At 51.2% G+C, this 20,069-nt stretch carries 19 protein-coding genes; 5 read left to right on the top strand and 14 right to left on the bottom strand.

Going from position 1 to position 20,069, the window contains the following annotated elements:
• Positions 1-50 precede the first annotated feature (50 nt).
• Positions 51-683, bottom strand: a complete 633-nt coding sequence (locus tag N24_RS10515) for a LuxR C-terminal-related transcriptional regulator (RefSeq protein WP_096456758.1) — start codon at positions 681-683, stop codon at positions 51-53.
• Complete coding sequence (locus N24_RS10520) at positions 680-1,813, bottom strand: sensor histidine kinase (RefSeq protein ID WP_096456760.1); 1,134 nt, start codon at positions 1,811-1,813, stop codon at positions 680-682. Before N24_RS10520 ends, N24_RS10515 begins: the two co-directional genes overlap by 4 nt.
• Before the next feature lie 110 nt (positions 1,814-1,923).
• Between N24_RS10520 and N24_RS10525 the strand changes: the two genes are divergently transcribed.
• Both N24_RS10525 and N24_RS10530 read left to right on the top strand, forming a co-directional pair.
• Entirely contained in the window at positions 1,924-2,919 is a 996-nt protein-coding gene (locus N24_RS10525) for an ABC transporter permease family protein (RefSeq protein ID WP_096456762.1), read from the top strand.
• A gap of 18 nt (positions 2,920-2,937) precedes the next feature.
• Positions 2,938-3,648, top strand: a complete 711-nt coding sequence (locus N24_RS10530) for an ABC transporter ATP-binding protein (protein ID WP_096456764.1) — start codon at positions 2,938-2,940, stop codon at positions 3,646-3,648.
• Positions 3,649-4,544: 896 nt separating this feature from the next.
• Here the strand turns inward: N24_RS10530 and ispG are convergent.
• From ispG to dxr, 3 genes are all read right to left on the bottom strand, one after another.
• Complete coding sequence (gene ispG, locus N24_RS10535) at positions 4,545-5,738, bottom strand: flavodoxin-dependent (E)-4-hydroxy-3-methylbut-2-enyl-diphosphate synthase (RefSeq protein ID WP_096456766.1); 1,194 nt, start codon at positions 5,736-5,738, stop codon at positions 4,545-4,547.
• 137 nt (positions 5,739-5,875) lie between these two features.
• Entirely contained in the window at positions 5,876-7,090 is a 1,215-nt protein-coding gene (locus tag N24_RS10540; RefSeq protein WP_096456768.1) for a M50 family metallopeptidase, read from the bottom strand.
• A gap of 19 nt (positions 7,091-7,109) precedes the next feature.
• Complete coding sequence (dxr, locus tag N24_RS10545) at positions 7,110-8,288, bottom strand: 1-deoxy-D-xylulose-5-phosphate reductoisomerase (RefSeq protein ID WP_096456770.1); 1,179 nt, start codon at positions 8,286-8,288, stop codon at positions 7,110-7,112.
• A gap of 253 nt (positions 8,289-8,541) precedes the next feature.
• Here dxr and N24_RS10550 point away from each other — a divergent pair, with 253 nt between their 5' ends.
• On the top strand, positions 8,542-8,985 hold the full coding sequence (locus tag N24_RS10550) for a DUF2631 domain-containing protein (protein WP_096456772.1): 444 nt from the start codon (positions 8,542-8,544) through the stop codon (positions 8,983-8,985).
• A 191-nt stretch (positions 8,986-9,176) separates the two neighbouring features.
• On the opposite strand, the gene N24_RS10555 is transcribed toward N24_RS10550, so the two are convergent.
• From N24_RS10555 to rlmN, 3 genes are all read right to left on the bottom strand, one after another.
• Positions 9,177-10,757, bottom strand: coding sequence for a hypothetical protein (locus N24_RS10555; RefSeq protein WP_096456774.1), 1,581 nt, complete (start codon positions 10,755-10,757; stop codon positions 9,177-9,179).
• 2 nt (positions 10,758-10,759) lie between these two features.
• On the bottom strand, positions 10,760-11,584 hold the full coding sequence (locus N24_RS10560) for an ABC transporter ATP-binding protein (RefSeq protein WP_096456776.1): 825 nt from the start codon (positions 11,582-11,584) through the stop codon (positions 10,760-10,762).
• Positions 11,585-11,756: 172 nt separating this feature from the next.
• Complete coding sequence (gene rlmN / locus N24_RS10565) at positions 11,757-12,857, bottom strand: 23S rRNA (adenine(2503)-C(2))-methyltransferase RlmN (RefSeq protein ID WP_096456778.1); 1,101 nt, start codon at positions 12,855-12,857, stop codon at positions 11,757-11,759.
• 92 nt (positions 12,858-12,949) lie between these two features.
• On the opposite strand from rlmN, the gene N24_RS16370 reads away from it, so the two are divergent.
• Positions 12,950-13,450 (top strand): LapA family protein, encoded by a 501-nt coding sequence (locus N24_RS16370; RefSeq protein WP_231910986.1) that lies wholly within the window; start codon positions 12,950-12,952, stop codon positions 13,448-13,450.
• 71 nt (positions 13,451-13,521) lie between these two features.
• Here the strand turns inward: N24_RS16370 and N24_RS10575 are convergent, their stop codons facing one another.
• From N24_RS10575 to rpsB, 5 genes are all read right to left on the bottom strand, one after another.
• Positions 13,522-14,415, bottom strand: coding sequence for a phosphatidate cytidylyltransferase (locus tag N24_RS10575; protein WP_167382086.1), 894 nt, complete (start codon positions 14,413-14,415; stop codon positions 13,522-13,524).
• 187 nt (positions 14,416-14,602) lie between these two features.
• The gene (gene frr / locus N24_RS10580) at positions 14,603-15,160 is read right to left on the bottom strand and encodes a ribosome recycling factor (protein ID WP_096456780.1); all 558 of its coding nucleotides are present in this window, start codon (positions 15,158-15,160) and stop codon (positions 14,603-14,605) included.
• A gap of 79 nt (positions 15,161-15,239) precedes the next feature.
• Positions 15,240-15,971, bottom strand: coding sequence for a UMP kinase (pyrH, locus tag N24_RS10585; protein ID WP_096456782.1), 732 nt, complete (start codon positions 15,969-15,971; stop codon positions 15,240-15,242).
• A gap of 330 nt (positions 15,972-16,301) precedes the next feature.
• Entirely contained in the window at positions 16,302-17,129 is an 828-nt protein-coding gene (gene tsf, locus N24_RS10590; protein ID WP_096456784.1) for a translation elongation factor Ts, read from the bottom strand.
• Positions 17,130-17,382: 253 nt separating this feature from the next.
• A complete protein-coding gene (gene rpsB, locus N24_RS10595; RefSeq protein WP_096456786.1) occupies positions 17,383-18,171 on the bottom strand; it encodes a 30S ribosomal protein S2 in 789 nt (262 codons plus the stop codon).
• 373 nt (positions 18,172-18,544) lie between these two features.
• On the opposite strand from rpsB, the gene N24_RS10600 reads away from it, so the two are divergent.
• Positions 18,545-19,039 (top strand): M23 family metallopeptidase, encoded by a 495-nt coding sequence (locus N24_RS10600; RefSeq protein ID WP_096456788.1) that lies wholly within the window; start codon positions 18,545-18,547, stop codon positions 19,037-19,039.
• Here the strand turns inward: N24_RS10600 and N24_RS10605 are convergent.
• Complete coding sequence (locus N24_RS10605; protein WP_096456790.1) at positions 19,036-19,983, bottom strand: tyrosine recombinase XerC; 948 nt, start codon at positions 19,981-19,983, stop codon at positions 19,036-19,038. The genes N24_RS10600 and N24_RS10605 overlap by 4 nt on opposite strands.
• Between the last annotated feature and the right edge of the window lie 86 nt (positions 19,984-20,069).

Here is a 20,069-nt window from a genome sequence, read left to right on the forward strand (position 1 = left end):
GTGAAGATTAGCAGCGTAGCCAGCACTGTTCGGTTACCAACACGATCGGTTTATATAATTCCGCGCTGTCGTGCTTCTGCGACTGCAGCTGTCCTTGATGTGACATCTAGTTTGTTAAACACATGCCCCATGTGGCTTTTGACTGTTGCTTCAGTGAGAAAGAGTTTCTTGCCGATTTCTCGGTTGCTTTCACCTTGGGCCACTAATGACAGCACTTCAATTTCTCTGGCACTTAATGCTGTCATGGGGTTGTTCATCCGGCCCATGATTTTGCTTGCTACTTGTTTAGACAGCACGGATTCGCCTCGGGCGGCGTCTCTAACGCCGGCAACAAGATCTTCAGGGGAACTATCCTTTAACAAATATCCCACTGCCCCAGCAGAGACAGCACCTACTACATCACCATCGGTGGAATAGTTGGTGACCACGAGAACTTGTGGTGGGTTGTCGAGTGCTCGGATCATCCGTGTTGCTTCTACCCCACCTGCAGCGTGGTCTCCTGGTTGATCACCAAACCGAAGATCCATCAACACCACATCAATTCCGCCCTGTGCTGCTGCAGCTAAGGCTTCATCGGGAGTAGCCACCATGCCTGCGATCTCGAAGTCTGGTTCGCTGGCTAACAGTGAGGCTAAACCCGCACGGACAACAGGATGATCATCGGCAAGTAGGATTCGGATCATTGGTTTTGGCTCCTTGTGGGATAAGGGAATCTGGCGGAAATTCCAGTCCCAGACCCAATAGTAGATTCAATAATTAGTCGTCCGCCAAGCCCTTCTGCCCGGCGTTGTGCGGTGGGTAGCCCCACGGATTGTCGTCGCATTACCTCAGCAACATCAAAGCCTTGACCATTATCTAGAACATCAAGCAGCACCTGATCATCTTGGTATGTCAAGGTCACTTTGGCCTGCTCAGCTTTTGAATGTCGCACGACATTTCCCACCAACGTTTGCGCGACTCGAAGGATCTCTGCTTCCATATGATCAGGCAACACCCGCGGGTTACCATCAACTTCAAAACTGATGTGTTGTCCCATCGGAGTCGTCGAGGTCAACCTAGCCAGCGCCACCGGCAAATCAGCCCCAATCAGTGGTGTCGGTTGAAGCGCGGCAATGATATTTCGCGTTTCCGCCAAATTCTCCGCAGTGGTTTGCCTGGCCAATTGAATATGGCTTAACGCTTGTGGATCATCAACACGTTTTTCTGCCGCATGCAACAGCATTTGAATTGAAGACAGCCCCTGGGCCACTGTGTCGTGTATCTCGCCCGCTATGCGGGCGCGTTCTGCCTGCTCACCGGCGCTTTTCGACGCCCGGATCGCCGAGGCCCGCGCGTCGACAAGCTCCTTTAAGGTTTGTGTTAATAACTGAAAGCACGTACCCAACACCCATGCCACCAGCGCTCCCAGGATTGGTCCGGTGACAACGCCAATGGAAAAACCTAAGTGCATAGCTAAAGTGACCACAGCTATTGCTGTCAGCACCGCAATGAGGATGGCCGATTTTAACGGCGTGGTGATCATGACGCACAAAAAGAACATTGGAAAGACCAAATATGCAGGCTCTGGGCCATCCCAGATCAGGCTGGCCCACAAGATGCTTAGTACTATCAACCATCCCATGCGGTGCGTGCGAAACGGCGAAGTGGGAATAACACCAGCAACATAAACCACGCTGTAGCAGGCAACAAGCACCCACACACCCCAATGGCTTGCACGCCAACACACCAACACCAGCAAAATAGCAACCAGAAAATGCAAACCCCAGGTTAAGGCGTGTTCGATCCGGGCAATTGTCAACTGGGTAGTTTTCACGCCCCCACCATAATTCACAACAGTAGGAGGAGGAATCCGACTTTGGTCGTACTCCAAGAATCGACCACAGCCCGATTAATTTCCCCCTCATCCCCGCGAGACTTATAAGTATGTTTCAAGGACTCAAAGAACTCACCGCCGCAAAAGGCCGCACGCTGCTGATTACCGTTACCGTCGGGCTCATCGCCGTGCTGGTCACCTTCCTGTCCGCTCTCACCGCGGGACTCGGACACCAATCTGTCTCCGCGCTGAAAGACCTTGCTGGGGATAGGGATTTAATCCTCGCCGACTCTGGCTCCACCACACTATCGGCATCTACGCTTTCTGACACAGCCGTTGCAGAATTAGACGCCGAAGGCGCAGACATGCTGTGGCAGGTGCGCGACCGAGTTGGCGATACACCCGTGATGCTGCTCAACTCCCCCGAACTTTCCCCAGGAGAAATCTCACTTCCTGCCGAAATGGATCCAACAGCGGCAACCACACAATTCCACGCCACCAGCATTGTCGACACCGCAAATGATCTCTACCTTGATCACCTGCCCGTCGTATTGATGAACACCTCCGATCTTTCCCACCTCGCCCAAATCCGCGGCGTCCAAGGCCCAGCCGGTGCTTTCCTAGATTCCTCGGACTCCACAGACTCCTCGGACCCCGAAGCGCTTCCCGCAGACACCATTGCACTTTCTGGATCCGATCGATGGAATGCTTCCGCCTCCTATGAAGGCGAACAGATGTCATTAAACCTCATGGTCATCATGCTGTATGTCATCTCCGCGTTGGTACTTGGAGCATTCTTCACCGTATGGACAATTCAACGCCTCCGCGGAATCGCCATCTCCAGCGCACTAGGAGCAGCGCGCCGGGTTCTAATCGCAGATGCACTTGGTCAAGCCGTCATTGTTCTTGCCATAGGAATCATCGTGGGCACATCAATCACTATTCTGTCTGCTCTCGGAATGGGCGACGCGATGCCAGTCGTCATTGATTCCTCCACCACCTTGCTCCCCGCCCTGATTTTGGCTGCCGCTGGCCTCATCGGTGCAGCTATCTCACTTGCCCCCATCCTGCGCGTAGAGCCACGATCTGCGCTCATGACCGCCTAATTTATTAAGGAGTTCCCAATGTCTTTGCATGTTAGAAACCTCAACCTCACCATCGCAGACGGATCCACATCCCGCACCTTATTGAACAATGTCTCCTTCGACGTTGAACCTGGCGAAGTAGTCGGCATCACCGGCCCATCGGGGTCTGGCAAGTCCACCTTGCTCGGCGTGCTCGGCTGCCTCCAGCGCGCCGACTCGGGCACCGCGACCCTCGGCGAGATCGATTTGCTCGCCCCTCAAAGAGGCAAGGAACAAGCTGCTTTACGACGCCAACACCTAGGCATTGTCTTCCAACAGCCAAACCTACTGCCAGCCTTGACTGTCCTGGACCAATTGTTGCTCATCCCCCGGTTAGGAAAAATCCTTCCCCCAAGCCCACGCCAACGCACTCAACACAAAAACACAGCCCTTGAACTTCTCAGTGCCGTCGGCCTCGGCGATCTCACCCGACGCAAAGTCAGCGAACTATCCGGTGGTCAGCAAGCCCGCGTCAACCTGGCACGCGCGCTAATGAACTCACCTCAACTACTCCTCGTCGATGAACCCACCGCCGCCCTCGACCAACATTCCGCCGGTGAAGTCACCGACCTCATCATCAAAATGGCCCACGAGTTCAATGCCCCAACCTTGTACGTCAGCCACGACCTCGAGCAGGTCAAAGCACTCGACCGAAGCATCCAACTAGTTGATGGCTGCCTGCAAAACCCTGCGCTTCAAACGGCGGGGTAAGGAATCGGCAATCTTCTCCTGGTTTTTACCTAGCGACCAAAAGCCTCTCGTCTGAGCAGATTTTGGTCGCTTTTGCCGTTTTCCAGGCCTTCAAAATTGTTCTGGTGACCAAGGGTATTTTGGACAACATATGGATTTGGTCAATTGCGACGGTGTTACTCGGGTTTTGAGCGGTACCGAGAGAAACCAAACATACGTGCCAAGAAATTCAATTTTCAGGAAATCTTGTCATGTATGTTTGGCGCATCGCTCTCCAAACCGAACATACGTGTCAAAGTTTTGGATTTCCGAGAATTCTTGGCACGTATGTTTGGCTTTCCATTGTTTGGTTTTTCATGACAACCACAGTGAAACCCGGCTTGGGTCGAAATAGCTGTTTGCCTCGTATGGATTCAAGTGTTTGTTTGCTTGATCGTGCCCTTGGCGGCATAAGACCAAACCAGGAGACCCAGAAATCACGTTTTCAAAGATTGTGGGTCTCCCAGTTTGGTGGATCTCGCTCAATACCAAACACAGAGACCCAACATTTAAGTTTTTGAAGATTGTGGGTCTCCTGGTTTGGTCGCTCTCAAATTTCAGCCCTTACCCTGAAAAGTCATACCTCCCCAGAAGCGCTTCTCACGGGTTTTCAAGGTCAAGCGCATACATAAACTCATCTAGAAAACTAGAGGCCTTAAACAAGCGATAAACGCCTAACGCGTATTTTCATGCCATCTGTTTTTGGGCTTCCTGGCAGATTAGTGCCGAAATTCTCACCCATGCCAACAATCTGCATTGGTCGAAGAGTCAATATGATCAGCACACCCCGTGAAAATCTCATCTACCCCACTGACCACACACGGCAGAAAGGCACTCGACCTCCCACAGAGATCGAGTGCCTTTAAGCCAAGCGAGGATTACTTAGTAACCTTTACTTCTGCTTTCATGCCTGATGCACTTGCTGCAGCTAGGACTTCAGGGTCCATTTCTTCTGCGATGCGCATTGCTTCTTCAATCAGGGTTTCCACGATCTGTGATTCAGGGACAGTCTTGATCACTTCGCCCTTAACAAAGATCTGGCCCTTGCCGTTACCGGATGCCACGCCGAGGTCAGCATCGCGGGCTTCACCAGGACCGTTAACAACGCAACCCATGACAGCCACACGAAGTGGAACTTCCATGCCGTCGAGAGCTTCGGTCACTTCTTCAGCTAGTGAGTACACATCAACCTGGGCACGACCACAGGAAGGGCACGAAACGATTTCAAGCTTGCGTGGACGCAGGTTCAGCGACTGCAGAATCTGGTCACCAACCTTGATTTCTTCCACTGGGTCAGCAGATAGTGATACGCGGATGGTGTCGCCGATACCTTGAGACAGCAAAGCGCCGAAAGCCACAGAGGATTTGATTGTTCCCATGAACTTAGGGCCCGCTTCGGTGACACCGAGGTGCAATGGGTAATCGCTTTGCTCTGCTAGCTGGCGATATGCCTCCACCATGAGCACAGGATCCGAGTGCTTTACTGAAATGGCGATATCGCCAAAACCGTGTTCCTCGAATAGGCCGGCTTCCCACATTGCAGACTCAACAAGAGCTTCTGGGGTTGCCTTGCCGTTGTACTTTTCCAAGATGCGTTTATCCAAGGAGCCACCGTTGACACCTATACGAATTGGAATTCCGGCATCGCCTGCAGCTTTTGCTACTTCTTTAACGCGGCCATCAAATTCTTTGATGTTTCCGGGGTTCACACGAACAGCGGCGCAACCTGCATCAATGGCTGCGAAAATGTACTTGGGCTGGAAGTGAATATCTGCGATCACTGGGATCGGAGACTTCTTTGCAATGATGGGCAGTGCTTCCGCATCCACGGTTTTTGGGCAGGCAACGCGGACAATGTCACAACCGGTGGCTGTCAGCTGTGCGATTTGTTGCAGAGTGCCGTTGATGTCGTGGGTTTTGGTGGTGGTCATGGACTGGACGGAAATTGGGTGATCCGAGCCAACGCCCACTTTGCCGACCATGAGTTGGCGTGTCTTGCGACGTGGAGCCAGCACAGGAGGTGGGGTCGGAGGAAGGCCAAGGCCAATGGGCAGGCCAGTTGGGGTAGACAAGTTACATACTCCTAGAAAAGGAAGCGACACATAATTTCTGTGTGCCTCCGGAAAATGTTCTGGGTTAAGTCAGTTATGGCAAAATTGTATCACCGTCACCTTGGATAACATCGGCGCCTGGTGTTCCATTCCGCTAATTAGCCAAAGAGTCGGATGGGATTGACCACATCGGCGACAATAACAAGGCCACCAACGGTCATCAGGACCGCTGCGACTGCCACCGTCACGGGCATAAGTTTGGTGTAGTCTGCGGGTCCGCCAGCTGGCTTTCCGCGAAGTTTGCGGAAGAAGTCGCGGATTTTTTCATACAGCACAACTGCAATATGCCCACCATCAAGTGGTGGTAATGGCACGAGGTTAAACAGGGCAAGGAAGAAGTTTAGGCTGGCCAGCATCATCATGAACATGTCCCACATGGACCGTTCGACAAATTCACCACCGATTCGTGAGGCCCCCACCACGCTCATTGGGCTTTCCACATCACGATCTGCACCGAAGATGGATGCCACAACACCGGGGATTTTCGCAGGGAAAGATTTAAGTCCTTCCCAAGTGGCGCTGATCATGTCGCCGGTAAAACGTGCAGTTGCTCCCACACCCTCAATGGGGCCGTATTTTTTGTACACGTCGGTTGGTGGAAGGCTGGACATTCCAACGGCGCCGACTGTTACTTCAGAACCGTCAGCAGCTAAACGGGTAACAGATTCCACCTGGAGGTCGACGTCGAAAAGCATTCCGTCCCGCTCGATGGACAGCGTTGCCGTTTCGCCTGGAAGTTCGAGGATCGCATTGCGTATGGCGGTGAAGTTTTCCATCTCTTGGCCGTTAACGGCCAAAATCTTATCGCCGTGCTTGATGCCGGCTTCCGCAGCAGGTCCCAAACCGGTACATGTGGATAGCTCGTCCGCCGAAATCTGGGTCTGCGGAACGCACTGAACCGTATCAACAGTCGCCGTAGTATCCAGATCTGGATTCGGAATTCCCGAGGTCACGGCCACGCCATACAGCACCACAAAACCAACGATCACGTTCATGATCACACCGCCAGACAGCACAATGATGCGCTGCCACCAGGGCTTGAGATACATCGCCCGCGGCAGATCTTCCGGGGCAAGCTCATCTTGGGCGGTCATGCCTGCGATATCGCAAAATCCACCCACCGGAATCGCCTTGAGACCATACACGGTCTCACCGCGTTGTTTAGCAAACACCGTCGGCCCGAAACCGATGAAAAAGCGCCGCACTTTCATGCCGAAAATGCGCGCTGTGATGAAATGTCCCCACTCATGAAGCGCGATGGTTACAGCGATGCCGAGGAAAAACAGTACGACACCCAAAAGATAGGCTGCCACGAGGCGGAAGCTCCTTAGCTTACAAGTTGGTTGCCAACCGGTTAATCAAAGCGTTCGCACGCGCGCGTGCTTCAGATTCGGTGGCCAAAATATCGTCGACGTGTGATGCTACACCAGCAAACTGGGAAGCTCCTTGTAAGACCTCGTCGACCACATCGACAATCTGTGGAAACTTAATTCGCCCGCGCAAAAACGCCTCAGCTGCCTCCTCGTTGGCGGCGTTATACACCGCCGGGTAGGTGCCTTTTTGCTTTGCGACGTGCCTAGCCAGGCTTACCGCAGGGAATGCGGCATCATCCACTGGCTCGAAAGTCCAGGTATGGGCTTCGGTGAAATCCAGCGCTGGCTGGGCTTTAGGCACACGATGTGGCCAATCAAGCGCCAACGCAATAGGTAGTTTCATTGACGGTGGTGATGCCTGCGCGATGGTGGCCCCATCAGTAAAAGTAATCATCGAGTGAATAATCGACTGCGGATGCACCGTCACATCAATTAAGTCCGCATCGGTATCAAACAACAGTGTTGCTTCGATTAACTCCAGGCCTTTATTAATAAGGGTCGCGGAATTTAAGGTATTCATCTGCCCCATCGCCCACGTTGGGTGCGCTGCTGCCTGCTGCGGAGTCACCTCCCACATTTGCTCCCTACTCCATCCCCTAAAAGGACCACCCGAAGCAGTCAGCACAATCCGTGACACCTCATCGCGCGTACCCGAGCGCAAGCATTGCGCCATCGCTGAATGCTCAGAATCCACAGGAATAATCTGCCCAGGTTTTGCCTTCGACGTAACATACTCACCGCCAGCCACCAGGGATTCCTTATTAGCCAGCGCCAAAAATGCGCCAGTATCCAAAGTTGCAAGCGTTGCAGCAAGTCCCAATGAACCAACCAAAGCGTTCAACACAGTATCCGCGGGTACCGTTTCCACCAAGGTTTTTGCAGCATCAACACCAGAGATAACCTCTCCTCCGAGTGCGTGCGAAATCTCTGCAGCCGCTGCTTCATCAGCAACCGCAACCCGGTCTGGTTTTAAGCCCAAAGCCTGAGCTTGCGCCACCACCAACTCAGGTTGCGATCCACCTGCAGCAATTCCAACAACATCAAATTTGTCAGGATTATCAGCAACAACTTCCAGCGCCTGAGTTCCAATCGAACCAGTGCTTCCCAAAATAAGGATTTTCTTAGTCACAACTTCCATTCTTACACTTGTTAGCTCATTCCACCGCACCTTGCCTACTACACCCATTTGGGGCAATCCAAACGTATAGGTTTCATGTAATGCCTGCACGATGAATACAAAAGCGCAGTTGGCAAACTCACATATAGCGTGGTTTTTTCGCTTGACCGCGCAAAATATGAGAACATAGGGGAAGTTAAACCAAGTTCTGTAGGTGCTTGTTGAAATGTGCTTTAAGTAGCGTTATTTCAACTTGCGAATAAAGGAGTAAAACGTGGCTGGTTCCTCCCACACGATTGAGCCTGAGATCTACCGCGGTGTATCCACCCTTGATGAGCCTTCGGCTGCATGGGGATGGCACGGTCTCAAGCGCAACACCATCCAACTCGCTGGCTGGATTTCTGTTCTTTTCATGCTTGGATACAATTTCGGTAACCACAAGGGCCACGTTGAAACCATCTGGCTGCTTGTCCTCACCGTATTGTTGGTCATCGGTCTGCTGATCCACCTGTTCGAGCCAAAGCTCTCCCAGGTTCGCACCGTTACCTCCCGCAACAAGCCTGTCGGCCACGTCGAGCCAGACTGGACCTACGACCAGGCAACCCTCACCGGCACCTGGGGTAACCTCACTGACTCCCAGCTTCGCTCCGTCAACATTGAGCCAAGCCGTGTCGCTCACCTGCGTGCTGCAGACTCTGCGAAAGAACTAGACAACTAGTCTTTTAAGAAAGAATGTGGGTGCACCGATTTTTATCGGTGCACCCACATTCTTTTTTCCGCCCACAGGAGATCGCATGCATTCCCGGGCCTTACATGTTGAGCAGCCTCCGCGATCTGGATAAAGCCACCCCTATTCTTTCTCAAAAAGGGTGGCTTTACTTATTTCCCTACAAAGAACTCAGCGCTTTCCTACTTCACATGAGTTTTCACTTTGTCGAAAATCTCAGGCAGATTCTTCTCCACCTTTGCGATGCACATTTTCGCCGTCGCCACATATACGGCAGCCGGAAGGATAACTGCTAAGACTTCAGCCAAAACAACCATCCACATTTGCCCAGAAACAAGACCGAAAACTCCCAATGCGATTGTCGGGATCGTTGGAATCCACCCCAAAAATAACGCTGCAAATGCCCCTATAAACGCTGCACCCGAATATCCACTGCGATCTCCCCAAGGATTAGTTCCAGGTTTCGATGTCGGATACGGATTAAACGTCGATACAAACAACGCCACCGCAGCACCGGAGATAAAGATCCCCAACCCAATAAAGCTCAGCAGCACTGCCGTAGTTTTATTTTCTGCCAACACTATTGTGAGGATTATATAGGCGACCAAGGAGATGCCTCCAGGCAGCATGGACGCCCAATGCCTTGGTAGAAGAATGGTTTTGGCCTTCACACCAGAAACAATATTTAGCCAAGAAGCTGGCCCATCATAACCGAAATCATTTGTGGCAATTGAACCTGCAAATACCGCCATCATGATCAGCCCGACATAGATCATGAAGAATTCAACGGTGAAGCTTTGGAAAATAAACAAGAGCCCGAGCATAGGAAACACAATGAGCGATCCCAATAACCTGGAGTCTTTAACAAGGTAACGCAGCGATCTAGAAAAGATTGCTCCACCAACAGACCATGGCACGCCCGGAATGAATAGTGCTTTCTTTCCGTCATCGGTAGTCTTTTTGGCGTTTTTACCACGACCACCTTGATCAAGTGGCGCAGTTAAAGCTTGGTTAATCAACCTCAACCACAGCCACACCCCTGCGGTAACATAACCCAACGCCAAAACCGTTAAGATGCCGGCTTCTAGCCACAATCCCGCGGCAAAGGCTTCCGCAGCTCCTGCCCCAGCGGCTAAAGGTGTCCACTTGGTATAAGTTCCGATGACATTAATTCGACTCATCGCATCAGCCCCGATTAACAGGTTGTATCCAAGTATGAACACGATGAAAACAACGGAAGTAAGTACTGTTTTGCGATCTTTACTCACGCTTGATGACGATCCCGATGCTACGGCGCCCAAAAGTTCACCCAACAACAAAGTCGTAATCAATGAGACCAGCATCATCACCACGAGGATGGGCCAAGAACTCGGTGGCATAAATATAGCCGCCACAATTGTTGTTACCAGCGTGCACACTACCGCGGTTATGCCGCGCGACTGCATAAGCGTGCTGATGGCAAAACCTGGCAATAATTGCTTTGCTTCAAGAGGCATCGTGGCAAAAACGCGAGGGTCTAGTTGCCCCTCCCCCGACGGCCACATGAAAGCTACAACGCAATACGCCAACATACCGATGGTGACAATTCCAGCAAGAATTCCAAACTGATCTTGTTCAAGGCTAAACCCTAAAAGCAAGCTAAAACCAATAAGACCAAAGAAGCTATAAATCGAAATCATCAACATCATCACTAGTGACGCACGATTTCCTTTAATAGTCCTGCCCCACAACATCAATTGCAGTTTCAACAGTGTCTTTGTCATGGTTATCCCTGATCCTCTGCCAGTCCCAGCCAAGACAGAGATCCTTCTTGAAGCGCTCCGCCTCCGACCACATCAACAAAGACATCAGTTAAGGAACTGCCCTGACGCACATCATCGACGTGTCCAGCCACTTCCACCACACCCTTGTTGATGATGGCCACGTGATCACATAACCCTTCAACTAATTCCATGACGTGAGAACTTAAGACCACGGTGCCCCCGGCCTGCGCGAAATTCCTCAAGATTTGTTGAATTAACCGACCAGAGACGGGATCCACAGCCTCTAATGGTTCATCAAGAATAAGCACCTTTGGGTTATGAATCAGCGCCTGCGCCAACAAGATCTTCTTTGTCATACCAGCGGAATAATCCACAATCCGCTTACCAGCAGCATCTTCAAGTCCCAGCGCATTGAGTAATTCATTGCTGCGTTGATCAACTAGCTGTTCATCAAGTCCACGTATCGCCCCGACGTAAACAAGAAGTTCCTTACCAGTTAGCCGATCAAAAATAGGCAAGCCATCAGCAAGAAGTCCCATTTCTTTTTTCGCATGATTCGGTTCCTCCCAGACATTAAAGCCAGAAATCCACGCAGAACCCCTATTTGGACGAAGCAAACCAGTTGCCATGGAGAGCATGGTGGTTTTACCTGCACCGTTGGGCCCGACAATGCCATAAATGGCCCCTTTAGGGATGTCGAGGTTGATATTGTCCACGACAATGGCATCGCCGTAAGACTTAGTTAAGCCTCTGACAGCCAGTGCTTGCGTCGTCGGATCAATCGGGCAGATTCGTGGAGTACCTTGTGGGTTGTCCGGATCAGTCATGTGCGGTGAGCTTCCTTCGGTTCACGGATAAACGATTGATGGCGTTGAAAAACACCAATAATACATGCGACGCTACCAGTGACCGCCTAATAATTCAGGTTTGCCTGACCAAAGCAAAAAGCTCGTCGTTTCTGAAAAATTCAAAAACAACGAGCTTTTCAAGAGAGCTACCCTAAGCAGATTCCTCCGCAGCAAGCTGACCACAAGCCGCAGCGATTTCTTGTCCCTTAGTATCTCGAACAGTACAAGGAACGCCCTTGGCAATGACGCGACGGACGAACTCATCCTGTCGAGCCTTAGGCGCTGCATCCCACTTTGATCCAGGAGTTGGGTTTAGTGGAATAAGGTTCACGTGGACTCGAGAGCCCAATGCCTTGTGTAGTTTTTCACCCAGCATATCTGCGCGCCAATCCTGATCATTGACATCACGAATTAGTGCGTACTCAATAGATACTCGTCGACCAGACTTATCCGCATAGTAACGAGCAGCATCAAGAACTTCTGCAACAGGCCAACGGTTATTAACCGGCACGAGGGTATCACGCAGCTCATCGTCTGGGGTGTGCAAAGAAACAGCGAGGGTCACAGACATGTCTTCGTCGGCAAGCTTCCTGATTGCTGGAGCTAAGCCAACCGTGGAGACCGTTACGCTGCGCTGGGAAATGCCAAAGCCCGCAGGGCTTGGCTGAGTAATCTGCCGAACAGCAGAAACCACGCGCTTGTAGTTAGCCAAAGGCTCGCCCATGCCCATGAAGACAATGTTTGAAAGGCGTCCACCTTCGGCTTGCATCGTCGCCGCAGCGTTGCGTACCTGGTCAACGATCTCACCAATGGACAAGTTGCGGTCCAACCCGCCTTGACCAGTTGCACAGAATGGGCAAGCCATACCACAACCGGCCTGTGAAGAAATACACAAAGTGGAACGATCTGCATAGCGCATGAGAACTGATTCAAGCAGGGTGCCATCATGAAGTTTCCACAACGTCTTTTGCGTTTGATCATCATCAGTTTCTACGACGCGCAGCGGCTCCATCAAGGTAGGAAAAAGTGCTTCCTTAACCTCTTCACGAGCCGCCTCAGGCAAGTCAGTCATTGTAAGCGGATCAGCTTCGAGACGACCGTAATAGTGACGAGCAATCTGATTGAGTCGGAATTTGGGCAGGCCGATCTCTTTGAGAGCCTCAATACGAGCCTCATCAGTGAGATCCGCAAAATGGGTAGGCGGCATGCCACGCTTGGGTGCAGTAAATACCAGTGGTACAGGTGTAGCCATAATGTCCCTATTCTTTCAGATGTTATGTAATTGTTGAACTTTTTGGGCGGTTTTCGGTGGCGAAGTAGCGGTTCTACGAGTTCAATGGCTGTATGAGCAATAGACCAGTGGATCCATACGAGACCGACCCAAACAACCTTCCCACCGGTTTAAACCCAGCATACGAGGGTAACAGTGATTTAAACCAACATGGGAATGTGGAAATTCCCGACGAGCATCAGGTGACAGCAAACACACCTGACGTTCGGAAAGAACCTGCTTACTCTGAGCCGGAATCCGGCGCTGAACGCGAGCGAGAGGCGACGCGAAACACTAAAACCTCTGCCCCTGCTGTAACTCCAAAACGAACTCTGGCTGGAGGCACATGGGTGGCGCTGATCCTCGGTGCCATTCTTTTGATTGTGCTGCTAGTTTTCATCCTGCAGAACCAAACCAACGTAGAGCTTAATCTTTTTGCATGGTCTTTCCAATTCCCCGCTGGAATCGGTTTCCTCCTTGCAGCAATTACCGGAGCCTTGATCATGGCACTGGTTGGTGGCGTGCGCATGTTTGAATACAGACGCCAGTTAAGGAAAATTCGAAAGGCTCTTTAAACCTAAGAAACTCAAAAGGCGTTGTATACAGGAGATAATTATTCCTCTCCGTACACAACGCCTTTTAACTGTTAAGCAGGATACGAACTGCTGATCACGCTTAGAATCAACCAAGTCACCATCGCTGCTGGGAGCATGCCATCTAACCGGTCCATAAGTCCGCCGTGCCCTGGCAAAAGATTCGACATATCTTTAATCCCCAAGTCACGTTTGAATTGTGACTCAACTAGATCCCCAAGCGTTGCACACACAACAAGGGCAAAACCAAGAATGACACCGATCCACCAATGATGATTCAACAAGAAATGAACGCACAGCGCTCCGATGACCGCTCCTAAGAAAACTGAGCCGGCAAAACCTTCCCAAGATTTCTTTGGACTAACCAACGGTGCCATGGGGTGAGAACCAAAAAATACACCCGCTATATAGCCACCGACATCAGATGCCACCACACACAGCATAAACGTCAAGATGAAATAGGTGCCGGGTACAGAATTGTTCTCCATCAAGGACAGCATTGCCGCGAAACTTCCAAAGAGCGGAATCCAGGTGAGAACGAAGATTCCCACCGAAGTATCCCTCAGATAGTTCCTAGCCTCTTTATCCGCACCGTTGTAAAAAATCCTGAAATACATCAGCACCAACACTGTGGCAACAAATGAAGCCAAAATTCCCATCGTGCCAAATGGCCACGACAGCCAGATAATAGCTTGGCCGCCAATGATCATGATGGGCAACGGCAGGTGATATCCGCTCTCCTTCAACCGGCTGCCGACTTCCCAAGTAGCAGCCGCCATGAACCCCGCAACAAGAATGTACCAACCCCAAGGGCTGAGGACGATTCCAAGAAGAACTAAGACTCCCAGCCCAACACCGACAGCAACAGCAGCCTTTAAATCTCTACCAGCGTTATTTTTGGGTTTGGGCATCCTCATGGACCGGTGGTGTTGCTCCGGTTCATTCATGGGTTCTCCTTGAAGTTCTAAACAATGTCACTGTTGATCGTGCCAGCATTTGTGAAAAAATTCTTCCAAACACACACTTGAACAAAAGAAAGCGTCGTTTCACCGCCCAATCGACGTTGAAACGACGTATTTTCCAATGCCGTGGCTTTACCTTGGCTTTAGCATGGCGTTGTTGAAGATAAAGGTCTTAGACCTCCATCAGTTCCTTTTCCTTGCGGGCAACGACTTCGTCGATTTGAGAAACAAAGCCGGCAGTAACTTTATCGAGCTCTTTTTCTGCTGCCTGCACTTCATCTTCACCAGCATCGCCATCTTTTTGCAGCTTCTTTAGCTGGTCCATGCCCTTGCGACGGACGTTTCGGATAGCAATCTTGCCGTCTTCACCTTTGCCTTTAGCAAGCTTAACCATGTCTTTACGACGCTCCTCAGTAAGCTGAGGGATTGTCACACGCAAAACCTGTCCATCATTGGTGGGGTTAACTCCAAGGTCAGAGTTACGAATTGCATTTTCAATGTCTTGCATCGCCGACATCTCATAAGGCTTAATTAGCAGCATACGAGGCTCAGGAACAGAAATGCTCGACATCTGAGTGATCGGAGTTGGAACACCGTAGTATTCAGCCATCACACCGTTAAACATTGCCGGGTTTGCGCGTCCGGTACGGATTGTAGTCAAGTCTTCGCGGGTGTGCTCGACTGTAGCGGTCATACGCTCTTCTGCCTCGAACAGAATTTCATCAATCATATTTTCACTCCTGTGTTTTTCAACAGCGTGGATAAACATAACAGTCTAGGATCCCACGCTGCTTATTAGACTAAATGTATCAGGACTCAACTAGAGTGCCGATACGCTCTCCGTTTACGGCGCGTGCAATGTTTCCTTCGGTGAGAAGATTGAACACCAAAATAGGCATCTTATTATCCATACAAAGGCTAAATGCCGTTGCATCAGCAACCTTCAGCCCCTTCTCGATTACTTCCTTTGGAGTGATCTCCGTATAAAGCTCTGCATCTGGGTTGGTGCGAGGATCATCGCTGTAGACCCCATCGACAGCTTTTGCCATTAACAAGACATCGCAACCGATTTCCAGAGCACGTTGCGCTGCAGTGGTATCAGTGGAGAAGAATGGCATACCCATGCCAGCACCGAAGATGACAACACGTCCCTTTTCCAAGTGACGCTCAGCGCGCAGTGGCAAATAGGGCTCTGCAACCTGAGCCATGTTGATTGCTGTTTGAACGCGGCAATCAACACCGTGCTGGCCGAGGAAATCCTGCAGTGCCAAACAGTTCATTACAGTTCCAAGCATGCCCATGTAGTCAGAGCGAGCACGATCCATTCCACGCTGCTGAAGTTCAGCACCTCGGAAGAAGTTTCCACCACCGATTACCACGGCGATTTCTGCTCCACCTTTAGCCACTTCGGCGATTTGGCGTGCAACATTGTCTACAACATCAGGATCAACGCCAACTTTGCCACCACCAAACATCTCACCTCCGAGCTTTAACATCACTCGTTTGTATCCAGTACGGGGTTGTTCACTCGAGGTGGTCACCGTGGGGTTCTCCTTCAGTAGGGGTTTTGCCAACCGCATTTAACTTCGGCCACGGGGTACTCCCGACAGTCTTGGCATACTAAAACCACCAAGACCGGAAAATCAGGGCACCCCTATTCCTGGGATTCGATCTTACATCGACCCGTGTAATGATTGCGGAAAGACTGGGGATTTTGCGTAAAGAGTTTTAAATAAACTGCTGTGCGCAGAATGAAGCCCCACGCATCATTGTTGATACGTGGGGCACATTCTTCAAACTTTTAAGACTTTCAAAGTCTTTTTGAAGCGCGTGTGGGATCTCTTAAAAACCACAGGCACTGTCAAAAGGCCTTAAGCCTGGCCAACTTCGAAGCGAGCGAAAGAGGTGACATTAACGCCAGCCTCATCGAGAAGAGCCTTAACAGTCTTCTTGTTATCAGCAACAGAAGCCTGCTCAAGCAGAACGTTTTCCTTGTAGAAGCCGTTCAGACGACCCTCAACGATCTTAGGGATAGCCTGCTCTGGCTTGCCCTCTTCGCGAGTGATCTGCTCAGCGATGGAACGCTCCTTCTCGATAACCTCGGCAGGAACATCCTCACGGGTAAGGTAAGAAGCCTTCAGTGCAGCGATCTGCATTGCAGCCTGACGTGCAGCTGCCTCAGCCTCTTCGCCTTCACCTTCGAAAGCAACCAGAACGCCAACTGCTGGTGGCAGGTCAGCGGAACGCTGGTGGAGGTAAACAGCGGTCTTGTCACCCTCAAGGGTAACTGCGCGACGAAGCTCAAGCTTCTCGCCGATCTTTGCGGAGAACTCCTGCAGTGCAGCATCTGCGGACTGTCCATCGACGTCTACAGCTGCGAGCTCTTCCTGGGAATTAGCCTTTGCAGCTGCAGCTGCTTCAGCAACCTTGGCAGCAAAGTCCTTGAACTCAGCGTTCTTAGCAACGAAGTCAGTCTCAGAGTTGACTTCGATCATGGTGTTGCCGGAAACAGCAACGAGGCCTTCGGTAGCGTTGCGCTCTGCACGCTTTCCGACGTCCTTTGCGCCCTTGATGCGCAGGATCTCAACAGCCTTGTCGAAGTCGCCTGCGGACTCCTCCAGTGCCTTCTTGCAGTCGAGCATGCCGGAACCGGTGAGTTCGCGGAGCTTCTTAACATCCGCAGCGGTGTAGTTCGCCATTACGGGGCGATCCTCCTTATGTATGGATAATTAATGCTTTACAAGCTTAGGTTAGGGGCATTTCGATGGATACGATGCCCCTACCCGCCCGTCTAAAAAGTGATCGTACATGCATTTGGCCGATCACGTGGTAAATAGGCGGGGCGCTGCCCAAAAAGCCCCCACGGCGATGAAATTTTAAAAGTCAAAGTTCCATTGTCGTGGGGGCTTAATGTAAGTCAGCTATCTGCAAAATTTGCAGTGCGGAGAGTTTTTACTCAGCTGCTGCTTCTTCAGCCTCAGCTGCTGGTGCTTCCTCTGCCTCTGGCTTTGCATCGCCAGCTGCCTCCTTAGCAGCAGCAAGCTGACGCTCTTCGCGTGCCTTCTTGCCCTCTTCCACTGCGGTGGAGATAACGCGGGAAAGCAGAGCGGTGGAGCGAATTGCGTCGTCGTTACCAGGCACTGGGAAATCAACAACGTCTGGGTCACAGTTGGTGTCCAAGATGGCAACAACTGGGATGTTCAGCTTGTGAGCCTCAGCGACAGCGATGTGCTCCTTGTTGGTATCAATGATCCACAGTGCAGAAGGCACGCGGGACATCTCAGCGATACCACCGAGGACGCGCTCCAGCTTGGTGCGCTCACGGGTCAGCATGAGGATTTCGCGCTTGGTGCGACCATCGTAGCCGTTTTCTGCAGCATCCATAGCCTGCAGTTCCTTCATGCGGCTCAGGCGCTTGGAAACGGTCTGGAAGTTGGTCAGCATGCCGCCGAGCCAACGGTGGTTCACGTAAGGCATGCCAACGCGGTCAGCCTCGACCTGAACAGCTTCCTGAGCCTGCTTCTTGGTGCCAACGAACAAAACGGTGCCACCGTGAGCGACGGTTTCCTTGACGAACTCGAAAGCCTGATCAATGTAGGTCAGGGTCTGCTGCAGGTCAATGATGTAGATGCCGTTGCGCTCGGTGAAGATGAAACGGCGCATCTTTGGGTTCCAACGGCGGGTCTGGTGGCCAAAGTGCACACCAGCATCGAGAAGCTCTCGCATGGTTACGACTGCCATGTTAAGCCCCTTTCTAAAGTCTAAGGGTTTCGGTTTTTAAAAATTTGTGCAGGTTTTTATCCTGCACCCTAGCGATGGTTTCCCAGCTCAACACCCTAAAACTTGAGGAAGTTTTTGGGACCTCGTTGCTCCGGAGTTAAATCAGAAATTTAACGCCACCGCGCGTAGTCAGAGGCAAAAACTGAACTTTATTTTCTAACAAAGCACAATTCGGACACACTGCTGCGGACAAGTTTACATACTTTGACCTGCATTCCCAAACCTTAACTTTGCACCTGTGGATAGATCCCCAAAATGTCAGCCACAACAACCCCTACTGCCCCACGATCCACAGACTTTCAAGCCGCCATGGACGGTGATCTAGAGCTTGGCGATGCTTGTAAATATGCGCCTGAGACTACTTTGGATAATTTCCCTTTCGCTAGTTTTCACCCTTTCGCTTTCACCGGTGATCGCACATGCCTATGTAAACCCCGCAACTGGCCAAGATCACGCTGGTTTGATTCTGCGTCGCTTCGACAAGCCTGAGAAAAATTGGTTACCAGGTCACCGTGGTGTGGATCTTCCATTAGAAATCGGAGACAACGTTCTGTCTAGCAATGCTGGAACTATCGCCTTTGTGGGCATCGTCGTTGGCACTCCGACTGTTTCCATCGATCATGATGACGGATTACGGACCACCTATCAGCCAGTTCACGCCCATCTTGCAGTCGGAGACAGGGTGGAAAAAGGTGATGTAATTGGAAAACTTGGGCATCCCACCACTGCTTATCCCGGACTTCAATGGGGTGCAAAGATAGGCGAAGTGTATATCAACCCAATTTCTCTACTCCCCAGACCAACTATTCGACTTAAACCAATCTACTAAGCCCGTGGGTGCGCTTTATTAAATGCTTCGAGTAGCCTCTTGTTGCTCACGTGGGTATAAATCTGTGTCGTTTGCATAGAAGAGTGCCCCAATAACTCTTGCACCTGCCTCAGATCAGCCCCGCCATCGAGCAGATGAGTTGCAGCGGTGTGTCGCAACGAGTGTGGTGATAAATGATCAACACCCGAAACTTTTGCCGCCCTATCGACAATTCTTCTGACCTGGCGCGCGTTAATTCTTTTTCCGCGAACCCCCACAAAAAGAGCACTGTCTTCTTTAGCCATTGCGGCTCGAACATCTAGCCACTTCGCCAGTGAGTCTCGTGCAGCATCACCAAAGGGAACAACTCGTTCTTTATTTCCCTTTCCCAAAATGCGCACCATTTGGCGATCATGGTCCACATCACCCAAATCAATCCCACAAAGCTCAGCGACGCGCATTCCCGTGGCATACAGCAACTCCAAAATAGCGGAATCCCTCAAGAACTCTTCCTCGCTGGATGAGGCAGCATTTTCGACGAAATCCCCGGCCTGCTGCTCCCCTAAAATCTTTGGCAATTCCCGATTGATCTTCGGAGATACAAGACGAGCGGCCTCATCAACTTTGAGATACCCATTTTTCTGGGCCCACGAAGAAAACGCTTTTACGGATGCGGTCCTTCGTGCAAGGGTTGCGCGTGATCGTCCTTCATCTACTGCAATCCCCAACCATTCACGCAACTTGGGCAAGGTAAATCGGTCAATATCTCCTACCACCTCAGCCATTGCGTAAAGATCCGATCGATACCCGCGGATTGTCGCAGCTGACCTTCCGACCACGAGGTCGAGATGTTCACAGAAATCGTCGATAAGCGTGTGCATTCTAGTGGCATGCACGTCCTTAGAAATACCAGAAGGCGACACGTTCCACCCGGAACGTGTCGCCTTCTTTTTTGACTCACCCATAGTGCTAACCCTAGCGCGATGTTGCTCTACTTTCGTAGAGCCACATTGCTAAACAGTTTTCAAGGAACCAGCCCGAACCTTGAAGA

It is taken from the genome of Corynebacterium suranareeae, assembly GCF_002355155.1.
GTDB lineage: Bacteria > Actinomycetota > Actinomycetes > Mycobacteriales > Mycobacteriaceae > Corynebacterium > Corynebacterium suranareeae.